Below are 16,242 nucleotides of genomic sequence, written 5' to 3'. Positions count from 1 at the left end.
GGAGAACGACATGAAGGCTGGCGACATCATGATCACCCCGGTCATCACCGTGACGCCCGATACGGCCCTGCACGAAGTGATCGGCATCCTTCTGGCGCGTCGCATCAGCGGCGTGCTGGTGATGGAGGACAACAAGGTCGTAGGCGTGGTCGGTGACGGCGATCTTGTGCATCGGCACGAGATCGGAACGGATCGCTGTGCCGATGGCCGCACATGGTGGCAGCGGCTCGTGGGAGTCGATCCGAGTCCTCGCGCCTATGTCAGGGCCTATGGCGGGCACGTCAGGGATGTCATGAGTGGCAACTTCGTGAGCGTGAATGTCGATGCGCCACTCGGTCAGATCGCTTCGATCTTCGAGGCGCGCCACATCCGCCGTGTCCCGGTACTCGAGGAAGGCGAATTGCGCGGATTGGTGACGCGTGCCGATCTGATGCGCGCTATTGCAACGAGTCATGACTTCGCGGCGCATTCCGACGCACAGAGCCTCGATGATGATTCCATCCGCAAGCGTCTGCTGGCCGAATTGAGCTCACACTCGTGGTGGTCCGGCGGATGGTCGAACGTTTTCGTTCACGAAGGGGTCGTGAGCTTCGTCGGAATTGTCCAGCGAGCCGCCGATCGTGATGCCGCGCGAATCGCCGCGGAAAACATTCCGGGTGTCTGCGGCGTGAACGACCGCAGGCTGCAATACGGGGACTATGGCGTGATGTTCTGAGTCCCTCATGTTCCAACGTACCCTGCAAGCTGCCTGCCCATGACGATCACTGATGAGTCCAATGCTCGCGAGCCTCTGCGCTCGGGCGCGCTGTATCGCCCTGTGTGCGATCTGCTGGAATGCCGCTACCCGCTGGTCCTCGCGGGGATGGGCGGAGTCTCGCGCTCTGAACTCGTCTGCGCAGTAAGCGAGGCGGGCGGCTTCGGACTGCTCGGCATGGTGAGGGAGCCAGTGGATCTGATCCGGCGCGAGGTCGAGAAGGTTCGCTCGTTCACCAGCCGCCCTTTCGGCGTGAGCATCATCCCCGCGGCCACTCCAAGGAAGCTGCTCGACGAACAAGTAACGACCTGCATTCAACTGAAGGTGCCCGTCGTAAGTTTGTTCTGGGATCTTTCACAAGCCATCATCGGCCGCTTTCGCGAAGCGGGCACGCTCGTCATGTGCCAGATCGGCAGTGCCGAAGAGGCAGTGTTGGCGGAGCGATCCGGAGCCCAGGTGCTGATCGCGCAGGGGAGGGAGGCTGGTGGTCATGTGCGCGGCAACCAGCCGTTGGCCGATTTGCTCGCGGACGTGCTTGCCAAGGTCGACATTCCGGTCCTCGCGGCGGGCGGCATGGCGGATGGTCAGGACGTCGCGAACATGCTGTCGTTGGGCGCACAAGGCGCGGTGCTCGGTACGGCCTTGCTGGCAACCCAAGAGTCGTTCGCCCATGACTTCCACAAGGACGCGATTGTCGACTCGCGTGACGGGGACACGATCTTGACGCATGCCTTTCACATCAACTGGCCACCCGATGCACAGGTTCGGGTGCTGCAAAACAGCGTCACTCGAGGTGAGCGAGGCGACCCGTTTGGACATGAACTGACGCCGATAGGCCGCGAAGCAGATCGACCGATCTACCTTTTCAGTACCGACTCACCGCTGCGAACCACGACTGGCGACCTGGAGGCCATGGCCTTGTATGCAGGGGAAGGTGCGGCGCGCATCCGGGACGTTCTGGCTGCGGGCGAACGCATCGAGAAAATTGCGGCTGAGGCTGCGGCAGCGCTGTTTGTGCGGACGGACTCGGTGACTGAGAAGATTGAATTCGCCTCGCCCGTTTGCTACGCCAACGAGTTGGAAGCGGCGTATGTGGACCTCGCAGACGACGATGAGGTGATTGGCGCATTGAACGAGCTGCTGGAGGCAGAACGCGCCGGCGCCCGCGTGTCCATGGAACTTGCCCGCGAGACCGACGATGACGCACTCAGGACAATCGCGCGCGGCATATGGAAAGACGAAGTGAAGTGGTGCGGCGTCCTGATCCGGGGAATACAGGCTTGCAATGCGGTGCCCAGCACGCGCACCGGCGAGTTCTACAACAAACTGATAGCCATTCCCGATCGGAGAAAGCGGCTGGAATTTCTCAATCGCGGCCAGTCCTGGGTGGTGAGAAAGCTGGAGAGCCTGACGCCTCGATTGCGCGAAGAGCGCCTTCAAAATGAACTGGCGGAAATGCTGCGCTCGCACAGGCTGAACATCGCGGGCCTGGATGACTATCTTCGAGGCTGACCGCGCCGCGCTGCTCAGGCGGTCTGCCGGTTCGGCGGCCCGGACCTCGACGCTTCGCTTCGCGCAAGCCAGAGTCCGCTTGCAATGATGAGTGCGCCGCCGCCCAACGTCCATGCGTCGGGCGTGGCCCGCCAGAAAAGCCAGTCCAGCACGAGCCCCCAGGCCAAGGCGCTGTATTCGAACGGGGCGATGGCGGCGGCTTGGCCGTGCCGGAAGGCCTCTGCAATGCACATTTGGCCGAGAAAGCCGCTGATCGCCAGGCCTGCAAGCACCCACGTGTGCTCAGGCTCAAGCGGGACCCAACCAGGTGCCGACAAAAGGCTGCCTCCCACTGCCATGCCTGCCGTGGTCCAGAAGACCAGGGCTGAACTCGATTCGGTGCGGCTGATGAGCCGACCCAGCATGTTCGACAGCGCATAGCAGACCGCGGCTGCCAGCACCGACAACGCACCAATCGAAAGAAAGGCGCTCTGGTCCGGCCGCAGTGCGATCACAACGCCAATGAAGCCCAGCCCGATAGCGATCCAATGCCGAGGCTGGACCGGCTCGCCGAGCATCGGCACCGCAATGAGCACCATCAGAAATGGAGCAATGAAACTGAGCGTGTAGGCCTGCGCCAGGCCCAGGATCTTCAGGCCGTTGACGAAGAGCACGAGCATCGTCATGTTCAGCGCGACGCGCAACAGATGCAGGCGCCAACGCAGGCGGCGGTTGAACACGCCGGAAGCCTCGCGCCGCCACACGATGTACGCGCACACCAGGGGCAGCGCCGTGAGGCCGCGCAGTGCCATCACTTGCACCGGCGGGTAGTGCCCGGCGAGGTTCTTGAGCAGCGCGTCCATGCAGGCGAAGAAGGCGCAAGCAAGCAGCATGGCGGCGATGCCGCGCAGGGTTCCGGTTGAGTGCAAGGGAGACTTCTCTCGTGGTAGTGCGTAGTGCCACCCGTCGAAGTTGATGACCGGGCTTCGGTCAGATGACCCCTTGCGCCAGCATCGCGTCCGCGACCTTCACAAATCCGGCGACATTGGCGCCGCTCACGTAGCTGATCGTTCCGTCTTCCCGTCGCCCGTGGTGGCGGCAAGCCTCGTGAATGCTGCGCATGATGCCGTGCAGGCGCGTGTCGACTTCCTCACGCGGCCACGAGATGCGCATCGCGTTCTGACTCATTTCAAGTCCCGAGGTGGCTACGCCACCAGCGTTGCTGGCTTTGCCGGGCGCGAACAGAACGCCGCTGCTTTCGAACGTTCGAATGGCGTCCATGGTTGAGGGCATGTTCGCGCCCTCGGCGACACAGCGCACGCCATTGCGGACCAATGTATCCGCGTCTTCGCCGCCGAGTTCATTCTGCGTGGCGCAGGGCAGCGCAACATCGACAGGCACGATCCACGGACGCTTTCCTGCATGAAACTCGGCGCCAACCCGGCGCGCATACTCGTCCACCCGGCCATAGAGATGGTTCTTCACTTCCATCAATTGAGCCAGCTTGTCCGGCGTGAAACCCGTCTCGTCGTACACCGTGCCGCTCGAGTCCGAAACCGTGACCACACGGGCGCCAAGCGCCATGGCCTTTTCGATCGCGAACTGCGCCACGTTTCCTGACCCGGAGACGCTGATCCGCAGCCCTTCAAGCGAGCGACCCTCTTGCCGGAGCATTTCCTCGACGAAGTAAACAACGCCATAACCTGTTGCTTCCGGTCGAATCAGTGATCCGCCATAGCTCAATGCCTTGCCGGTGAAGACGCAGTCTGCGCTGTTGCTGAGCTTCTTCATCATGCCCGCCATGAATCCGATCTCACGCGCGCCAACACCGATGTCGCCCGCGGGTACATCCCGGTCCGCGCCCAGGTGGCGGAAAAGCTCGCTCACGAATGCCTGGCAGAACCGCATGATCTCGCCCGGGCTGCGCCCCTTGGGATCAAAGTCAGATCCGCCTTTGCCACCGCCCATGGGGAGCGTCGTCAACGCATTCTTCAGAGTCTGCTCGAACGCGAGGAACTTCAGGATCGACAGGTTCACCGAGGGATGAAAACGCAATCCGCCCTTGAAGGGTCCGATGGCCGAACTGTGCTGGACACGGTAGCCGCGGTTCACTTGGACATCGCCGTGGTCGTCCACCCAGGACACGCGAAAAATGATGATCCGCTCAGGTTCGACAAGGCGATCGAGCAGTCCGTTGTCCGCATACTTGGGATGCTTCTGAACATACGGCCACAAGCTTTCGATCACTTCCCCGACAGCCTGCAGAAACTCCGGCTGGTCGGGATTGCGTGTCGCAACGCAGTTCAGGAAATCTTCTGGCGATCGGTATTTCATCTTGAGGGTTGATCAGAGGGTGGTGAGAGGCCCGAATGCGGCCCTGAGCTTGCGAACTCACGCGCAACGAGACGCCACCGAATCTTATCAATGGCGCTTCGCTACCAACGCACTTTGAGCCCTGCCGATGCCTGCACGGATGCCTTGACGCTGGCATTGCCGCCGATGCTCCACATGTGGCCGATTTCCCCGTAGAGACTGGTCGCTCTTGTGAGCGACAGCGTCGCGCCCGCGGCCACTTCGGCAGCGCTGTAGCCGCCCGGGCTGACGATGGCAGTCACGCCCGCAGGGCCGACAAAGCTGGCGACGTCATCGCCGAAGCTCGCGTGGTAGACATTCACGCGGCCATAGGGCTGTAGCCTTCCCGCACCCGTTGCGAGATCGCCCTTGACGCGCACGCCAAGCCGTCCGATCCAGCCGTCGCCGGCGTCCTGCCGCACGCGCGCGCCACCGAGCACCAGATCATCGAAGCTGCTGTGCTGCCACGCAAGCTGCGCCTGCGGCTCGATGCTCCAGCGCTCGTTCAGCGCAAAGGCCTTGCCGCTTTCGACCGAGGCCGAGAAGCTGCTGGCCTTGCCCGAGGCGTGGGGGTTGATGTCGGGGTTCACGTTGTAGCGCTGGCTCGCGCCCTGCAGCACGCTGTCGACATACCAGCCGCTCGCATCCATCCAGGTCGCGTACCCACCAAGGAAGCGCGAGCGCAGGTCGTTGTTGCCCACTCGTGCCGTGAGGCCGCGCGCATTCCCGCTGACATCGGCGCTGCCGTCGAGATAGCCGACGTAGATGCCGGCCTTCCATGCATCGGTGGCGAACAGGTCGGTGCCGACCTGCAGGCCGCTCAGCCTGCCATCGCTGTGCGGCTGAGCGATGCCTTGCTGCTGGATGTCCAGGTCGGCATAGACGAGGCGGCCCCACGTGCGGCGCGCGCCTGTGCTCGCCGAGTCTGGGGCGGTGCCGACGGCGGTGCTGGCGAGGGTCGCTGGATCTTCGTCGCCCACGCGCCGGTGCAGGTTACCGAGCATCGCCAGATCTGCCTGCCTGAGCTGCGAAGGCAAAGCGGCCACCAATGGAACCTCCGCGCGGTATGTCGGGAGCTGAACGGGCGGCGTCGCAGGTGGCGTTGGCTGTCCGGGAGGCAGCACTTCATCGACCGGTGGCGCAATGACAGCCGTGGTGGATGAACGCAAGTACCAGTTCTCGCCGGCACCCAGCGCGTCGGCTGCGATGAGGCGGTACTCATAGGCACCCGCATCCACGTGACCACCTGCGAGGCTGAATGCGTTGCGGGTGGTCTGCGCGGTCGTGGTGGCACCGTTGGTCGCGCTGATGACCTCGATGCCATTGCCCGTGGTCAAGCCGCCGAGGCCGCCGAGATTCACGATCTGCACGCTGGTGCTGCCACTCGCCACGGCAGTCGGTCCGTCGAGTACCAGCCTGTCGCTCGCGCTGGCGCTGCCGTTCAGAGTCGTGCCCAGACGCAGGAGGCCGCCTTTGCCCACGTAGGGTCCTGCAACGGTCAGTGCGCTGCCCGCGACGCCACTTGCCAGATTGACCGTGCCGCTGTTCGTCAACGCGGCCACGCGCTGATTGAATCCGCCGGTATCGAGCGTGGCACCCGCGGCGACCCTGTGGGCAGATGCCGCGCTGAAACTGTTGGCGGCGCCCGCTTGCAGGCTTCCGAAAGCCACGTTGGTGGCACCGCTGTAGGTGTTGGCACCCGACACCACCAACGTACCGCTTCCATTCTTCGTGAGTGCGCCGCCGCCCGAGATGACGCCCGACAGCGTTTCGGTGAAGGAGCCGGTGTCGATGACCGGATCGCTCGTGCCGGTCAGCACTACGGCATTGCCCAACTTCAGTCTGTCCGCCGCGAAGCCCAGCGTCGTGCCTTCGTCCATGGACAGCGCGCCGCTGCCGAGCGCATTGTTGTTGCCGACCGTGATCTGCCCGCCCTTCAGCGCAGTGCCGCCGCTGTAGCTGTTCGCTCCTGCGAGAGTGAGATTCGCGCCGTTGAGTTTGGTGACCGTGCCGCTGCCGCTGATGGCCCCCGCGAAGGTCAGCGAATCACTGCGGTCGAATACCAGCGCACCGTTGTTCAAGACATTGCCAACGATGCTGCCCATCGTGCCGCCGTTGCCCAATCGCAGCGTGCCGCCAGCGATGGTGGTGCCGCCGCGGTAGGTGGCATCGGCACCCAGCACGAGCGTGCCGGCGCCGAGCTTCAGCAAGGCGCCGCCGCCTGCCACGTTGCCCGTGTGCGTCAGGGTTGTGCCAGCGGCGGTGTCGATCGAACCGACCGCAGCGCTGATGGTGGTGGGCCGCGCCGTGGCGATGTCGCCTGTGGTCCGGAGCGTGCCGCCCGCAAGATTGAGCGCACCGGTTGCGGCACCGAGGTTTGTGTCCAGCGAGACTTGCAGAGTGCCGGCGCTGATGGTGGTCCCGCCGGTGTAACCGTTGGCGCCGGTGAGCACGAGGGTGCCCAGGTCCGTCTTGTCGATTCCTCCGGCACCGTTTAGCGAGGATGCAATCGTCGCGAGGTAGCTGGCGCCCGGTCCCGAACCGTCACCCACGCGAAGCGTGTTACTGCCGGCAGCCAGCGTGATGGGCTGCCCCTGCACGCGATAGCCGCTGCTGGCGAACTGCATGCCGCCCGATACGACGTCGCCCAGGCTGTTGTCCACTGTCACGGTGCCGGGCGTGGCCGAGAAGATCCCGAAGGCGCCTGTCGCATAGGGCGCATTGATGGCGCCGGTCGACTCGGTCCAGTTGTCATTCCCGCCCGTCGCCTGCCACACCCCGTTGCCGCCGTTGATGACACCGTTGTTGCGGGTTGTGTTGCCTGCATCCCAGAAATTCAGAGCGAGACCCGCGGTATTGACGAGGTTGACTTGCTGCGGCACGGACGTCTGAACGAACAGCGAGCTGCCTGCCGGCTGGGTTCCGATCGCCAAGCCATTGTTGGTCAGCGTGCCGCCATAGCTGATCACGCGGTACAAGCCTGGACCGGCCGCCCCTCCGCCTGGTGCGCTGACATTGATCGTGCCGTCCAGGGTCAGGTTGCCACCGACCAGGGTGAGGTCGTTGAGCGCGCCGCCGACGACGTTCGACCGTCCGAACTCGTACGCCAGTACCGACGGCGCGGCCAGCGAAAGATTGCCGCCTATGGTCAGCGTACCTAGCGGGTTGCCCGGCGCCAGGGTGCCATCCGCGATGGTCATGCTGCCGCCGAAAGTACCAGTACCTCCCAATGTTCCGCCGGTCGCCACGTTGAGCGTGCTAGCGGCGTTGCCCAGTAAGCCTTCGATCCACAAGGCCCCATTCGTGACACTGGCGCTGCCTGCGAAGGCTCCGCTGTCACCRGTGAGCGTTGTGCTGCTGCTGCCAATGTGGGACAGCGCTCCGGCGCCGCTGATGGAACCGGCGAAGCTCAGGTCGTTGCTGCGGTTGAAGACAAGCGTGCCGCTGTTCACGACATCGCCCACAATGCTGCCCGAGGTCCCGCCATTGCCCAGTTGAAGCGTGCCTCCTCCCGCGATGGTTGTGCCGCCTGTGAACGTACTGTCTCCCGTCAGGACCAGCTTGTTGGCGCCGACCTTCGCGACCATGCCCGCACCGGAGATGGCGCCGCCGAAACTGAGATCGTCCGAGCGGTTGAAAACCAGCGCCGCGTTGTTGACCACATTGCCCACGACGGTCCCGCTCGTGCCGCCGTTGCCCAGGCTCAGCGCGCCGCTGCTGATGGTCGTTCCGCCCGTATAGCTCTGGTCAGCCGTGAAGGTGAGGGCGCCGGCACCGCGCTGAATCACACCACCGCCGCCCGAAATGACGGGATCGAAGATGACGTCATCGGGACGATTGAAGGCGAGTGTGCCGTTGTTGAGTACGTTGCCGACGATCGCCCCGGACGCGCCACCAGCGCCCAGTTGCAGCGTCCCCGCACTGACAGTGGTGCCGCCGGTGTAGCTGTTGGTGCCGGTGAGCACGAGGGTGCCGAGGTCGGTCTTGTCGATGCCGCCGGCACCGGTCAGCGCGGACGCAATCGTCGCGACGTAACCCGCGCTCGGCCCCGAGCCATCACCGACTCGAAGCGTGTTGCTGCCGGCCGCCAGTGTGATGGGCTGGCCCTGCACACGATACCCGCTGCTGGCGAACTGCATGCCGCCGGAAACCACTGCACCTAAGCTGTTGTCGACCTGGACCGTACCGGGCACAGCGGAGAAGATCGCGAAGGCGCCGTTCGCATAAGGCGCATTGATGGCGCCGGTCGCCTCGGTCCAGTTGTCGTTGCCGGCTGAGGTCTGCCAAGTGCCATTGCCGCCGTTGACGACACCGTTATTGCGCGGCACGGCGGGGCCGTCCCAGTAGTTCAGCGTCAGGCCCGCCGTGTTGACCAGGTTGACCTGGTTGGCGACGGCGGTCTGCACGAAGCTCGTGCTGCCGACGGGCTGCGTGCCGAGGACAAGGCCGTTGTCGGTCAGCGTGCCGGCATAGCTGATCACGCGGTACAGGCCAGGGCCGAAGCTGCCGCCTGCCGAGGTGGCGACGTTGAGGGTGCCGTCCAGCGTCAGATTGCCGCCCACCACCGTCAGGTCATTGAGAGGACCGCCGACGACGCCGACCTGCCCGAATTTATAGTTGAGCCGTGACGCGCCTGTCAGCGACAGATTGCCGTTGATCGTCAGCGTCCCGGGCACGTTGCCGGGCATGGTGCCAGGCGCGAGGATGCCGTCGCTGATCGCGACGCTTCCGCCAACGGTGCCATTGCCGCCAAGGGCGCCGCCATTGGAGACGCTCATGGCGCTACCGGAGCCACCCAGGACGCCGTCGACCAGCAGGGTGCCGTTCGTGATGCTGGTGCTGCCTGAGAAGGTGCTGCTGTTGCCACTCAGGCTGGTGACTCCGCCGCCTATCTGCGAGAGGCTTCCGGCTCCTGAGATGGCGCCCTCGAGAGCGAAGGCATTGCTGCGATTGAAGATGAGAGCGCCGTTGTCCGTCACATCGCCGACGATGGCGCCCGAGGTGCCGCCAGCGCCGATCTGCAAGGTACCGCCAGCGATGGTCGTGCCTCCGCCATAGGTGTTGCTACCGGTGAGAACAAGTGTTCCCGCACCGGCCTTCGTGAGTGCGCCGCTGCCACTGGCGCCCTGGCCCCACACGGAATCAAAGCCCTGGAGGTCAATCGTGCCGCCTCCGGCGCCTAGAACGACAGCGCGACCGATCGCAAGATCGAAGCTACTGCCCAAGCGCAAAGTTCCACCGTCGAAACGTATCGCGCCACTGGCAGCACCCAGATTGCCATCACTGGACACCTGCAAAGTGCCGCCATTAAACGCGGTGCCGCCGGTATACGAATTGTTCCCGGAGACTATCCACGTTCCACTTCCGCCTTTGACGAGCGACGATGTTCCGCCAAGCGTTGGCGCCAGACTGTTATTGCTGGTGCTGCTGCCGCTGAGCGTGAGGACGCCGTTGCCCACGATGGCGCCCGCGTTGCTGAACGTCAACGCTCCGCTGCCGGAGGCATCCAGCGTGCCGCTTCCGTTGATGGTGAACAGGCGATTGGTACTCGTAGCCGCGCCAACATAGCTCAAGGCGCCCCCGTTGAGCACCAAGTTGCCCGCTGCATTGGTCGATTGACCGATGCTGCTGGCAGCACCGCCGTCAACCAGTCGCGTGACGCTGAGAGTGCCGCCGCTGAGCGTGGTACTGCCCGTATAGCTGTTGCCCGTTCCTGAGAGGCTCTGCGTGCCGGAGCCCGTCTTTACGAGGCTTACCACGCCTCCATTCTGAATCGCTCCAGAAAACACACCCGAGCCATTGTTGGCACCCAGGGTCAGCGTCGTCGCGTGTCCCGTGACCGACCCCAAGAAGGTACCAGCCCCGTTCAGCGACTTGATGGTCTGGTGGGCTCCTGCAGCGGCCGTGTCCAGAACGCCTCCCGCGTTGATCGTGACATCAGATGTACTGGGTACGGCATTCAATGCGCTGAGCTGTAACGTCGCGCCAGACGTCACGGTGACGGTACCCAGAAAATCGTTGATGCTGTTTTGGAAGGTCGTGCGGCCCCCGGTGACAGTGAGGTTTCCGGTGCCGGTAATCTTTCCTATGTACGTTGTCCGGTCGGCATTGCCTCCCTGCAGTGTCACATCACGTCCTAATGTGATGGTTCCGCTGTATTGAGATCCATTGGTGCCCGGACTGAAGAACGTTGTGCCGATGGTGACTTGGCCACCCGCCAGACTGCTCACAACAATGTTGTTGCCGAAAACCGTTTGATTGGTGAAAAAGTTACCGTAGTTCATCAGCAATGCGACGTTGCCGGATCCGGTATTCGCATCGCCAAGGGTAATCGTGCCGGACCCGAGATAGTTGTTCGCACTCGACGGGTTCACACCTGCCCCGGAAACGACCGTGCCCTGCGAGACAACGGTGCCGCCGGAATAGTTGTTGCCGATATTGGAGATGTTCAGTGTGCCGGCCCCTGATTTGACGAGGGGAGCAGTCCCTGTTATGGCGGAATTGATGGTGGCCGTAATCCCGGTCGCAGTGGTGAAGGTGGAACCGCCAGTGCCAGCAAGCGTCAATTGACCAGCATTGAGGACATAACCGCTGGTGCTGAAGCTAACGTTACCTACGCTGATCGGCTGGGTAAGGATCACGGTGCCAGCGCTCCCCGCGAAGAGCGCGTTGTCCGGCGCCGCGTTGTTCCAGGCGGACAGCGTGCCACCGGTACCGGTACTGCTGGTATTCCAAGATGAATTGCTGGTATCCCACATGCCCGTGCCGCCGAGGCCCGCAGTGTTGCCGTTGGTGTCCCAGTACAGCGTGGCTGCTGCCGCGGGCATCGCCCAGGCGCTTGCTACGGCGAAGGCCAGGACGGCGAGCCGCAATCCGCCAACACAAGATGCCACTCGGGACTTGCCGCTGCTCTGTGTGCGCGCCGTCTCGGGTACTGCTACCCAGGACGACAATGCGGCGTTCCAAAGGCTGTGATACGACTTGTTCATTGTGAAATCGTCTCCTTGTCTGACGGTCCGTCGCAGCCCTACGCCCGACTCGCCGTCGTCCACGTAGGTCCCAGAGCGATGGCGATGGCGATGACGCTGCGATGCACCTTGCTGTGGATCGCGCGTCGCCAGCGCATCTTCTGAACACTCACTTGGGGAACATCAGCTGCGCCTGGAGTCTCATCGACCAGCGAGGCGCGTTGTCGGGCCGCTCGACGTTGTAGTAAGCAGAGGCCTGCAGGTTCACCGGGAGCCTTCCGAACCGGACAATCTTGCCGACTCCGCCGCCCACGGGCACCGTCCACTTCTGGCCTCCCGACGCCTCCCAGTTCGCTGTGATGAGAGGTGACGAGGTCAGGTAGAAGCCGCCTGCAAAGTTGTAGTTCAGGAACGGCTGCAAGGTGAGTTGGTTGATCTTCGGGTCCGCCGAGGAACTGCTCACTGACCAGATGTTGTTGATCAATGCGCCATAGACCCAAGGGCTGCCCTTCTCGAGCCGAAGGACCACCGCTGTGGGACCGAGGCCCCAGCGGTCATTGCCCAGCCTGTCGTTGGTGTGGGTGGGCAGTTGTGCCACAGCACCAACGCCCCAGATCCAGCTCCCCGAGTTCTTCGGCGACAGGAAGCCATTGACCTGGATGTCTCCGAGACCGAACGTGGAGCCTTCAAGGGGGGAGGAGGGCGGCTGCCAGATCAGCGGCATGATGGTCCGCGAGATCAGGTTCCAATCCTCGTTGAGGCTGAACGGCACGACCGGTTGGATGTTCAGCACGTTCTGCGTGCGCTGCTCGGGGCCGGTGTCAAAGTTGGTGTTGAGTTGGAACGGCACGCTGATCAAGCTGGCGAGCGGGTTCTGCGCCGCCTTGGCGAGCTCCTCGTTGCTTTGCTGCGCGTGCGAAGCCGCCGAAGAAAGAGCCATCAGCACGACGCTGATGGCCCGTGTCCGAGCGAACGCTTTCATCGTGACGCCGAGCGCAGGACAGCGAAACGGCGGGCGAACGCCTCCGACCATTTATTGAAGGCGTCCTGCGCATAGCTCCAGCTCGTGAACGAACTGGCATAGCCGTTCATCCATGCGACCGCTGCAGTCGTTGCACCCTTATTCAGGTCGGCGGCGTACTTGAGGCCGATCTCGGTGTCCGCGCACTCGCCGACGACCTTGCCCGTTGCGCCGTCCCTGAACTGTGCCTCCAGCCCTGTCTGGCCCATATAGGGCGTCGAGCCCACAGGGCGGCCGGTCGCAGCGCCAGCGCCCATCTCGGCAACGAACCCATAGGGCACCGCCGTACCTGCCAGGCTTGCAACGGTGTTGGTCGGAATGAGGGAGGTCAGCGCGAACTTCAAGCGCAGCACACCCGGTCCTGGCGCATCAACGATCTGGACGACTGGCGCAAGGTTCTTGACCAATGCGCCATGAAAGTAGTCCAGCAGTGCCTTCAGGTCGGTCGGGTCGACAGGGCGCTGCACCGCACCGGGCTCCAGGTAAACCTGAATGCGTTCGATCATGACCTTGTCGTAGCTGCTCCACCTCACGTCGGGTTGCAGCCAGCACAGAAATCCTTCGCCGCCCGGCGTGGGCTTCAACCGTGCCGGCTCTGTAAGAAATCCAACCTTGCCGATCTTGGCCTCGGCGTTGTTGGATGCCACGATTCCGGTGCTGCTTGCGCCCGGCGTGGAACAGCCCGCAAGGAGTGCACCGGAAGCAAGCGCCATCAGCGCGACGTAAGGACGAACTCGAATTCCCACTTGGACTCCTCATTGGTTTTGAGGCCGAGCATATGGGTAAACAGGCGAATGCGCCCCTTCCCTAAAGGGCAGTAGACGCCACTGCGCGAAGCGCACACAGTGCGCGCTGTTTCCAAAATCCAGGAGTTATTGAGTTCATGAAATTGCGTCTTCTCTCACTGTTTTCCGCATTCGCAATGGCTGTCTTTCTCGCGGGTTGCGCCGTGCCGGCATCGCAGCAAGCATCAGTGTCGATCCGACAAGGCAAGATTGAGCAGATCTCGCCTACAGAAATCCCGACTTCTCACCACGCCGGCGTGGGCGCGGTGCTCGGCGGACTGGCGGGTGTGGGAATTGGCAGCCTGATCGGCGGCGGCACCGGCCGCGACGTCGCCATGGTGGTGGGCGCGATCGGCGGCAGCATGGCGGGCGGCCAAATCGCGGAACGCTACAGCAAGCCACTTGAAGGTCAGCAGATCTTCGTTCGAGTCGACAGCGGCGTGCTTGTCGAGGTGACTCAGCCGGTGACGCACGGATTGCGGGTAGGTCAGCGCGTCTTCATCCAGGGCAATGGCGAGGCCGCTCGCGTCCTGCCTCAATGAGGCACAAGTAGTTCTCGTCGTCATGAGTCTCGCTTCGTGAGTCACACTCCCCAGGCAATCAGCATGTCCTTTCGCAATCGTTCGACAGCTTTCGTCATTCTTTGTTCGGTCGTCGGCGGCTGTGCCAACTACCGCCCTGCGGCGCCGATCATCGGAGGCTTCATGTCCCCGGTCATGGCACGAACCAGTTGCGTCGATGCTGTTTCCCGCGAGTACAAGGTCGCAAGGGAAGACGTGAAGCCGCTTGGCGACACAGAGACCATGCAGCAAGGGATCTACGTGGTCACGCTCGCCATCGGTGCCGGACAACGTGACGTCAACTGCACAGTCAACGAGAACGGTGTTGTATCCGACGTGATTCGCGCTCGCTCCTAGATCCCGTCGCCTTCGTTGCTGGACTCGAACGAGAATCGAGGTCCGCAACGAATGGAGTTCTATGAGCTGGGTCACCATTGTCTGGGCCATGGTCGGTTCCGCCTGCCTCATGCTGGCTGCAGTGCATCTGCTGGTTTGGGTGAAGGACCGGGCCGCATGGCCGAGTCTGTTCCTGTCGCTCCTGGCCATGGCGACGGCCGCGCTTGCCTTCTGCGAACTCGTCGCCATGAAATCGCAGACGCCAGATGAATATGCGCTTGCGAATCGCGTGGGGCAGGTGGCGGTATGGCTTGTCACCGTATCGTTGGTCGCCTTCGTGCGCAGCTATCTCCGGAGCGGTCGCCCTTGGCTGGGGTGGACAGTCATCGCACTGAGGACCTTCACGCTGGTGCCCAACTTCCTGAGCGGCCAGTCATTGAACTATGACGAGATCTCGGACTTGCGCGCCCTGCCGTTCCTGGGCGAGAACGTCTCGGTCGCTGTCGGCACACCCAATCATTGGATGCTGGTTGCTCAGGTGGCAATGGGCCTGTTCGCCATCTTTGTGCTGGATGCAGGCCGCTCGGCTTGGCGCCGCGGCGACAGGTCCGCCGCCCTCACCATCGGCGGGACGACCTGCCTGTTCGCAGTGGGCGGCGTCGGCCAGGCCATCCTCGTGTTCTGGGGCTTCATCGAGATGCCCATCACCGTGAGCTTGTTCTCCCTGGGCATCGTGTTTGCAATGGCGTACGAGCTGAGCCGCAACGTGCGTTCTGCAGCAAACCTGGTCAACGCCTTGCGCGAGAGCGAAGAGCGCGTGACGTTCGCCACGCAGGCTGCAAAACTCGGCCTGTGGATGCGCGATGTGGCGAGCGATGCGGTTTGGGCGAGTCCGAGAACGCGCCAGTTGTTCGGCTTCTCGCCGGGCGAGGAGATCAGCTTCGAATCATTGCTGCTGAAGGTGCATGCGGACGACCGCGACGCAGTTCGGTCGGCGTTCGCGCAAGCGGCCGCCGGCGTCGGGGAAGGCCGCTACCAGATGCAGTTTCGCGCCGGCGGGGCTGATGGGGACTTGCGGTGGGTCTCGGCGCAGGGCCAGTTCGAATTCGACCGCGATCGCGCGGTCCGCAGCCGGGGCGTATGCAGCGACATCACCACGAGCAAGGAAGCCGAGCAAGAGAATTTGTGCCTGCGCGACGAGATCGCTCATGCGGGCCGCCTGTCGGTCATGGGCCAATTGGCAGCGGCCCTGGCCCACGAAATCAACCAGCCGCTTGGCGCGATCCTTCGCAACGCCGAAGCCGCTGAACTGATGTTGCGCTCAGGGCATGCGGATCTCGACGAGATCCGCGAGATCGTCGAAGACATCCGCGCCGACGACCAGCGCGCCGGTGCCGTGATCGACCGCATGCGCGCGATGCTGCGGCGCCACGAAATCGAAGTCGTGCCCCTGAAGGTCGATGAGCTGCTGGAGGACGCCACCGCGCTGGTGCGCCCCGATGCGGCGGCGCGGCACATTCGGGTGGTCTTGCAAGTTGCGCACGGTCTGCCTGCGGTGCTGGGTGATCGGATCCATCTGCAGCAGGTGCTGCTCAACCTCATCTCCAACGGCATGGACGCCATCGATGAAGCCGCAGGCAAGGGCCGGCGCATTGTGGTCAGCGCAATGCGTCGTGCCGCCGGCACGGTCGAGATCGCCGTCAACGACACCGGTGCCGGCATTGCCAGGGAGCGAACGGAGCAAATCTTCGAGTCGTTCTTCACGACCAAATCCGCCGGGATGGGCATGGGCCTGTCGATCTCGCGCTCGTTGATCGAGGCGCATGGAGGGCGCTTGTGGGCCGAGAACAGCGAAGGTGGCGGGGCCAGCCTGCGCTTTACGCTGCCGGCCTCATTGACAGATCAGACTGCCAAGCCTGTGCCGAGGCCTATGGGATCTGCCGGAGCCTTAAAGGCGGCGTGAATTGCGCGCTCG

Annotated in this window: 10 protein-coding genes; 5 read left to right on the top strand and 5 right to left on the bottom strand. The window is 63.5% G+C overall.

All coding sequences use genetic code 11. The annotated features are described in order from the left end of the window. The first annotated feature begins 10 nt into the window (after window positions 1–10). On the top strand, window positions 11–715 hold the full coding sequence (locus tag AC1DMA_RS06385) for a CBS domain-containing protein (protein WP_478143633.1): 705 nt from the start codon (window positions 11–13) through the stop codon (window positions 713–715). A gap of 39 nt (window positions 716–754) precedes the next feature. After that, window positions 755–2,266 carry a nitronate monooxygenase gene (locus AC1DMA_RS06380; protein ID WP_478143632.1) on the top strand — a complete coding sequence of 504 codons (1,512 nt, stop codon included), beginning with the start codon at window positions 755–757 and terminating at the stop codon, window positions 2,264–2,266. A 14-nt stretch (window positions 2,267–2,280) separates the two neighbouring features. On the opposite strand, the gene AC1DMA_RS06375 is transcribed toward AC1DMA_RS06380, so the two are convergent. The 5 genes from AC1DMA_RS06375 to AC1DMA_RS06355 form a co-directional block, all read right to left on the bottom strand. Further along, window positions 2,281–3,174, bottom strand: coding sequence for a DMT family transporter (locus tag AC1DMA_RS06375; RefSeq protein ID WP_478143631.1), 894 nt, complete (start codon window positions 3,172–3,174; stop codon window positions 2,281–2,283). A 61-nt stretch (window positions 3,175–3,235) separates the two neighbouring features. Continuing rightward, window positions 3,236–4,579: an NADP-specific glutamate dehydrogenase gene (gene gdhA, locus AC1DMA_RS06370; protein ID WP_478143630.1), complete on the bottom strand. Its 1,344-nt coding sequence runs from the start codon at window positions 4,577–4,579 to the stop codon at window positions 3,236–3,238. Window positions 4,580–4,680: 101 nt separating this feature from the next. Beyond that, on the bottom strand, window positions 4,681–11,586 hold the full coding sequence (locus AC1DMA_RS06365; protein WP_478143629.1) for an autotransporter-associated beta strand repeat-containing protein: 6,906 nt from the start codon (window positions 11,584–11,586) through the stop codon (window positions 4,681–4,683). A 148-nt stretch (window positions 11,587–11,734) separates the two neighbouring features. Beyond that, window positions 11,735–12,547 carry a transporter family protein gene (locus tag AC1DMA_RS06360; RefSeq protein WP_478143628.1) on the bottom strand — a complete coding sequence of 271 codons (813 nt, stop codon included), beginning with the start codon at window positions 12,545–12,547 and terminating at the stop codon, window positions 11,735–11,737. Then, window positions 12,544–13,332: a DUF3313 domain-containing protein gene (locus AC1DMA_RS06355; RefSeq protein WP_478143627.1), complete on the bottom strand. Its 789-nt coding sequence runs from the start codon at window positions 13,330–13,332 to the stop codon at window positions 12,544–12,546. The genes AC1DMA_RS06360 and AC1DMA_RS06355 overlap by 4 nt, the downstream gene beginning before the upstream one ends. 137 nt (window positions 13,333–13,469) lie before the next feature. Between AC1DMA_RS06355 and AC1DMA_RS06350 the strand changes: the two genes are divergently transcribed. The 3 genes from AC1DMA_RS06350 (at window position 13,470) to AC1DMA_RS06340 (ending at window position 16,230) form a co-directional block, all read left to right on the top strand. Beyond that, the gene (locus tag AC1DMA_RS06350; protein ID WP_478143626.1) at window positions 13,470–13,913 is read left to right on the top strand and encodes an outer membrane lipoprotein; all 444 of its coding nucleotides are present in this window, start codon (window positions 13,470–13,472) and stop codon (window positions 13,911–13,913) included. 63 nt (window positions 13,914–13,976) lie between these two features. Continuing rightward, window positions 13,977–14,288 carry a hypothetical protein gene (locus AC1DMA_RS06345; protein WP_478143625.1) on the top strand — a complete coding sequence of 104 codons (312 nt, stop codon included), beginning with the start codon at window positions 13,977–13,979 and terminating at the stop codon, window positions 14,286–14,288. Between the two features lie 61 nt (window positions 14,289–14,349). After that, entirely contained in the window at window positions 14,350–16,230 is a 1,881-nt protein-coding gene (locus AC1DMA_RS06340) for an ATP-binding protein (RefSeq protein WP_478143624.1), read from the top strand. Window positions 16,231–16,242 lie beyond the last annotated feature (12 nt).

The sequence above is a fragment of the Variovorax sp. 05N34 genome (assembly GCF_056397405.1).
Note: the sequence above shows the minus strand (reverse complement) of the source record. Positions and strands in the feature narration are given on the sequence as shown.

Bases quoted from the DNA above. Each gene is read 5' to 3' on its own strand.
- AC1DMA_RS06385 (WP_478143633.1), top strand. From the start codon at position 11: ATGAAGGCTGGCGACATCATGATCACCCCGGTCATCACCGTGACGCCC.
- gdhA (WP_478143630.1), bottom strand. From the start codon at position 4,579: ATGAAATACCGATCGCCAGAAGATTTCCTGAACTGCGTTGCGACACGC.
- AC1DMA_RS06350 (WP_478143626.1), top strand. From the start codon at position 13,470: ATGAAATTGCGTCTTCTCTCACTGTTTTCCGCATTCGCAATGGCTGTC.
- AC1DMA_RS06340 (WP_478143624.1), top strand. From the start codon at position 14,350: ATGAGCTGGGTCACCATTGTCTGGGCCATGGTCGGTTCCGCCTGCCTC.
- AC1DMA_RS06360 (WP_478143628.1), bottom strand. From the start codon at position 12,547: ATGAAAGCGTTCGCTCGGACACGGGCCATCAGCGTCGTGCTGATGGCT.
- AC1DMA_RS06380 (WP_478143632.1), top strand. From the start codon at position 755: ATGACGATCACTGATGAGTCCAATGCTCGCGAGCCTCTGCGCTCGGGC.
- AC1DMA_RS06345 (WP_478143625.1), top strand. From the start codon at position 13,977: ATGTCCTTTCGCAATCGTTCGACAGCTTTCGTCATTCTTTGTTCGGTC.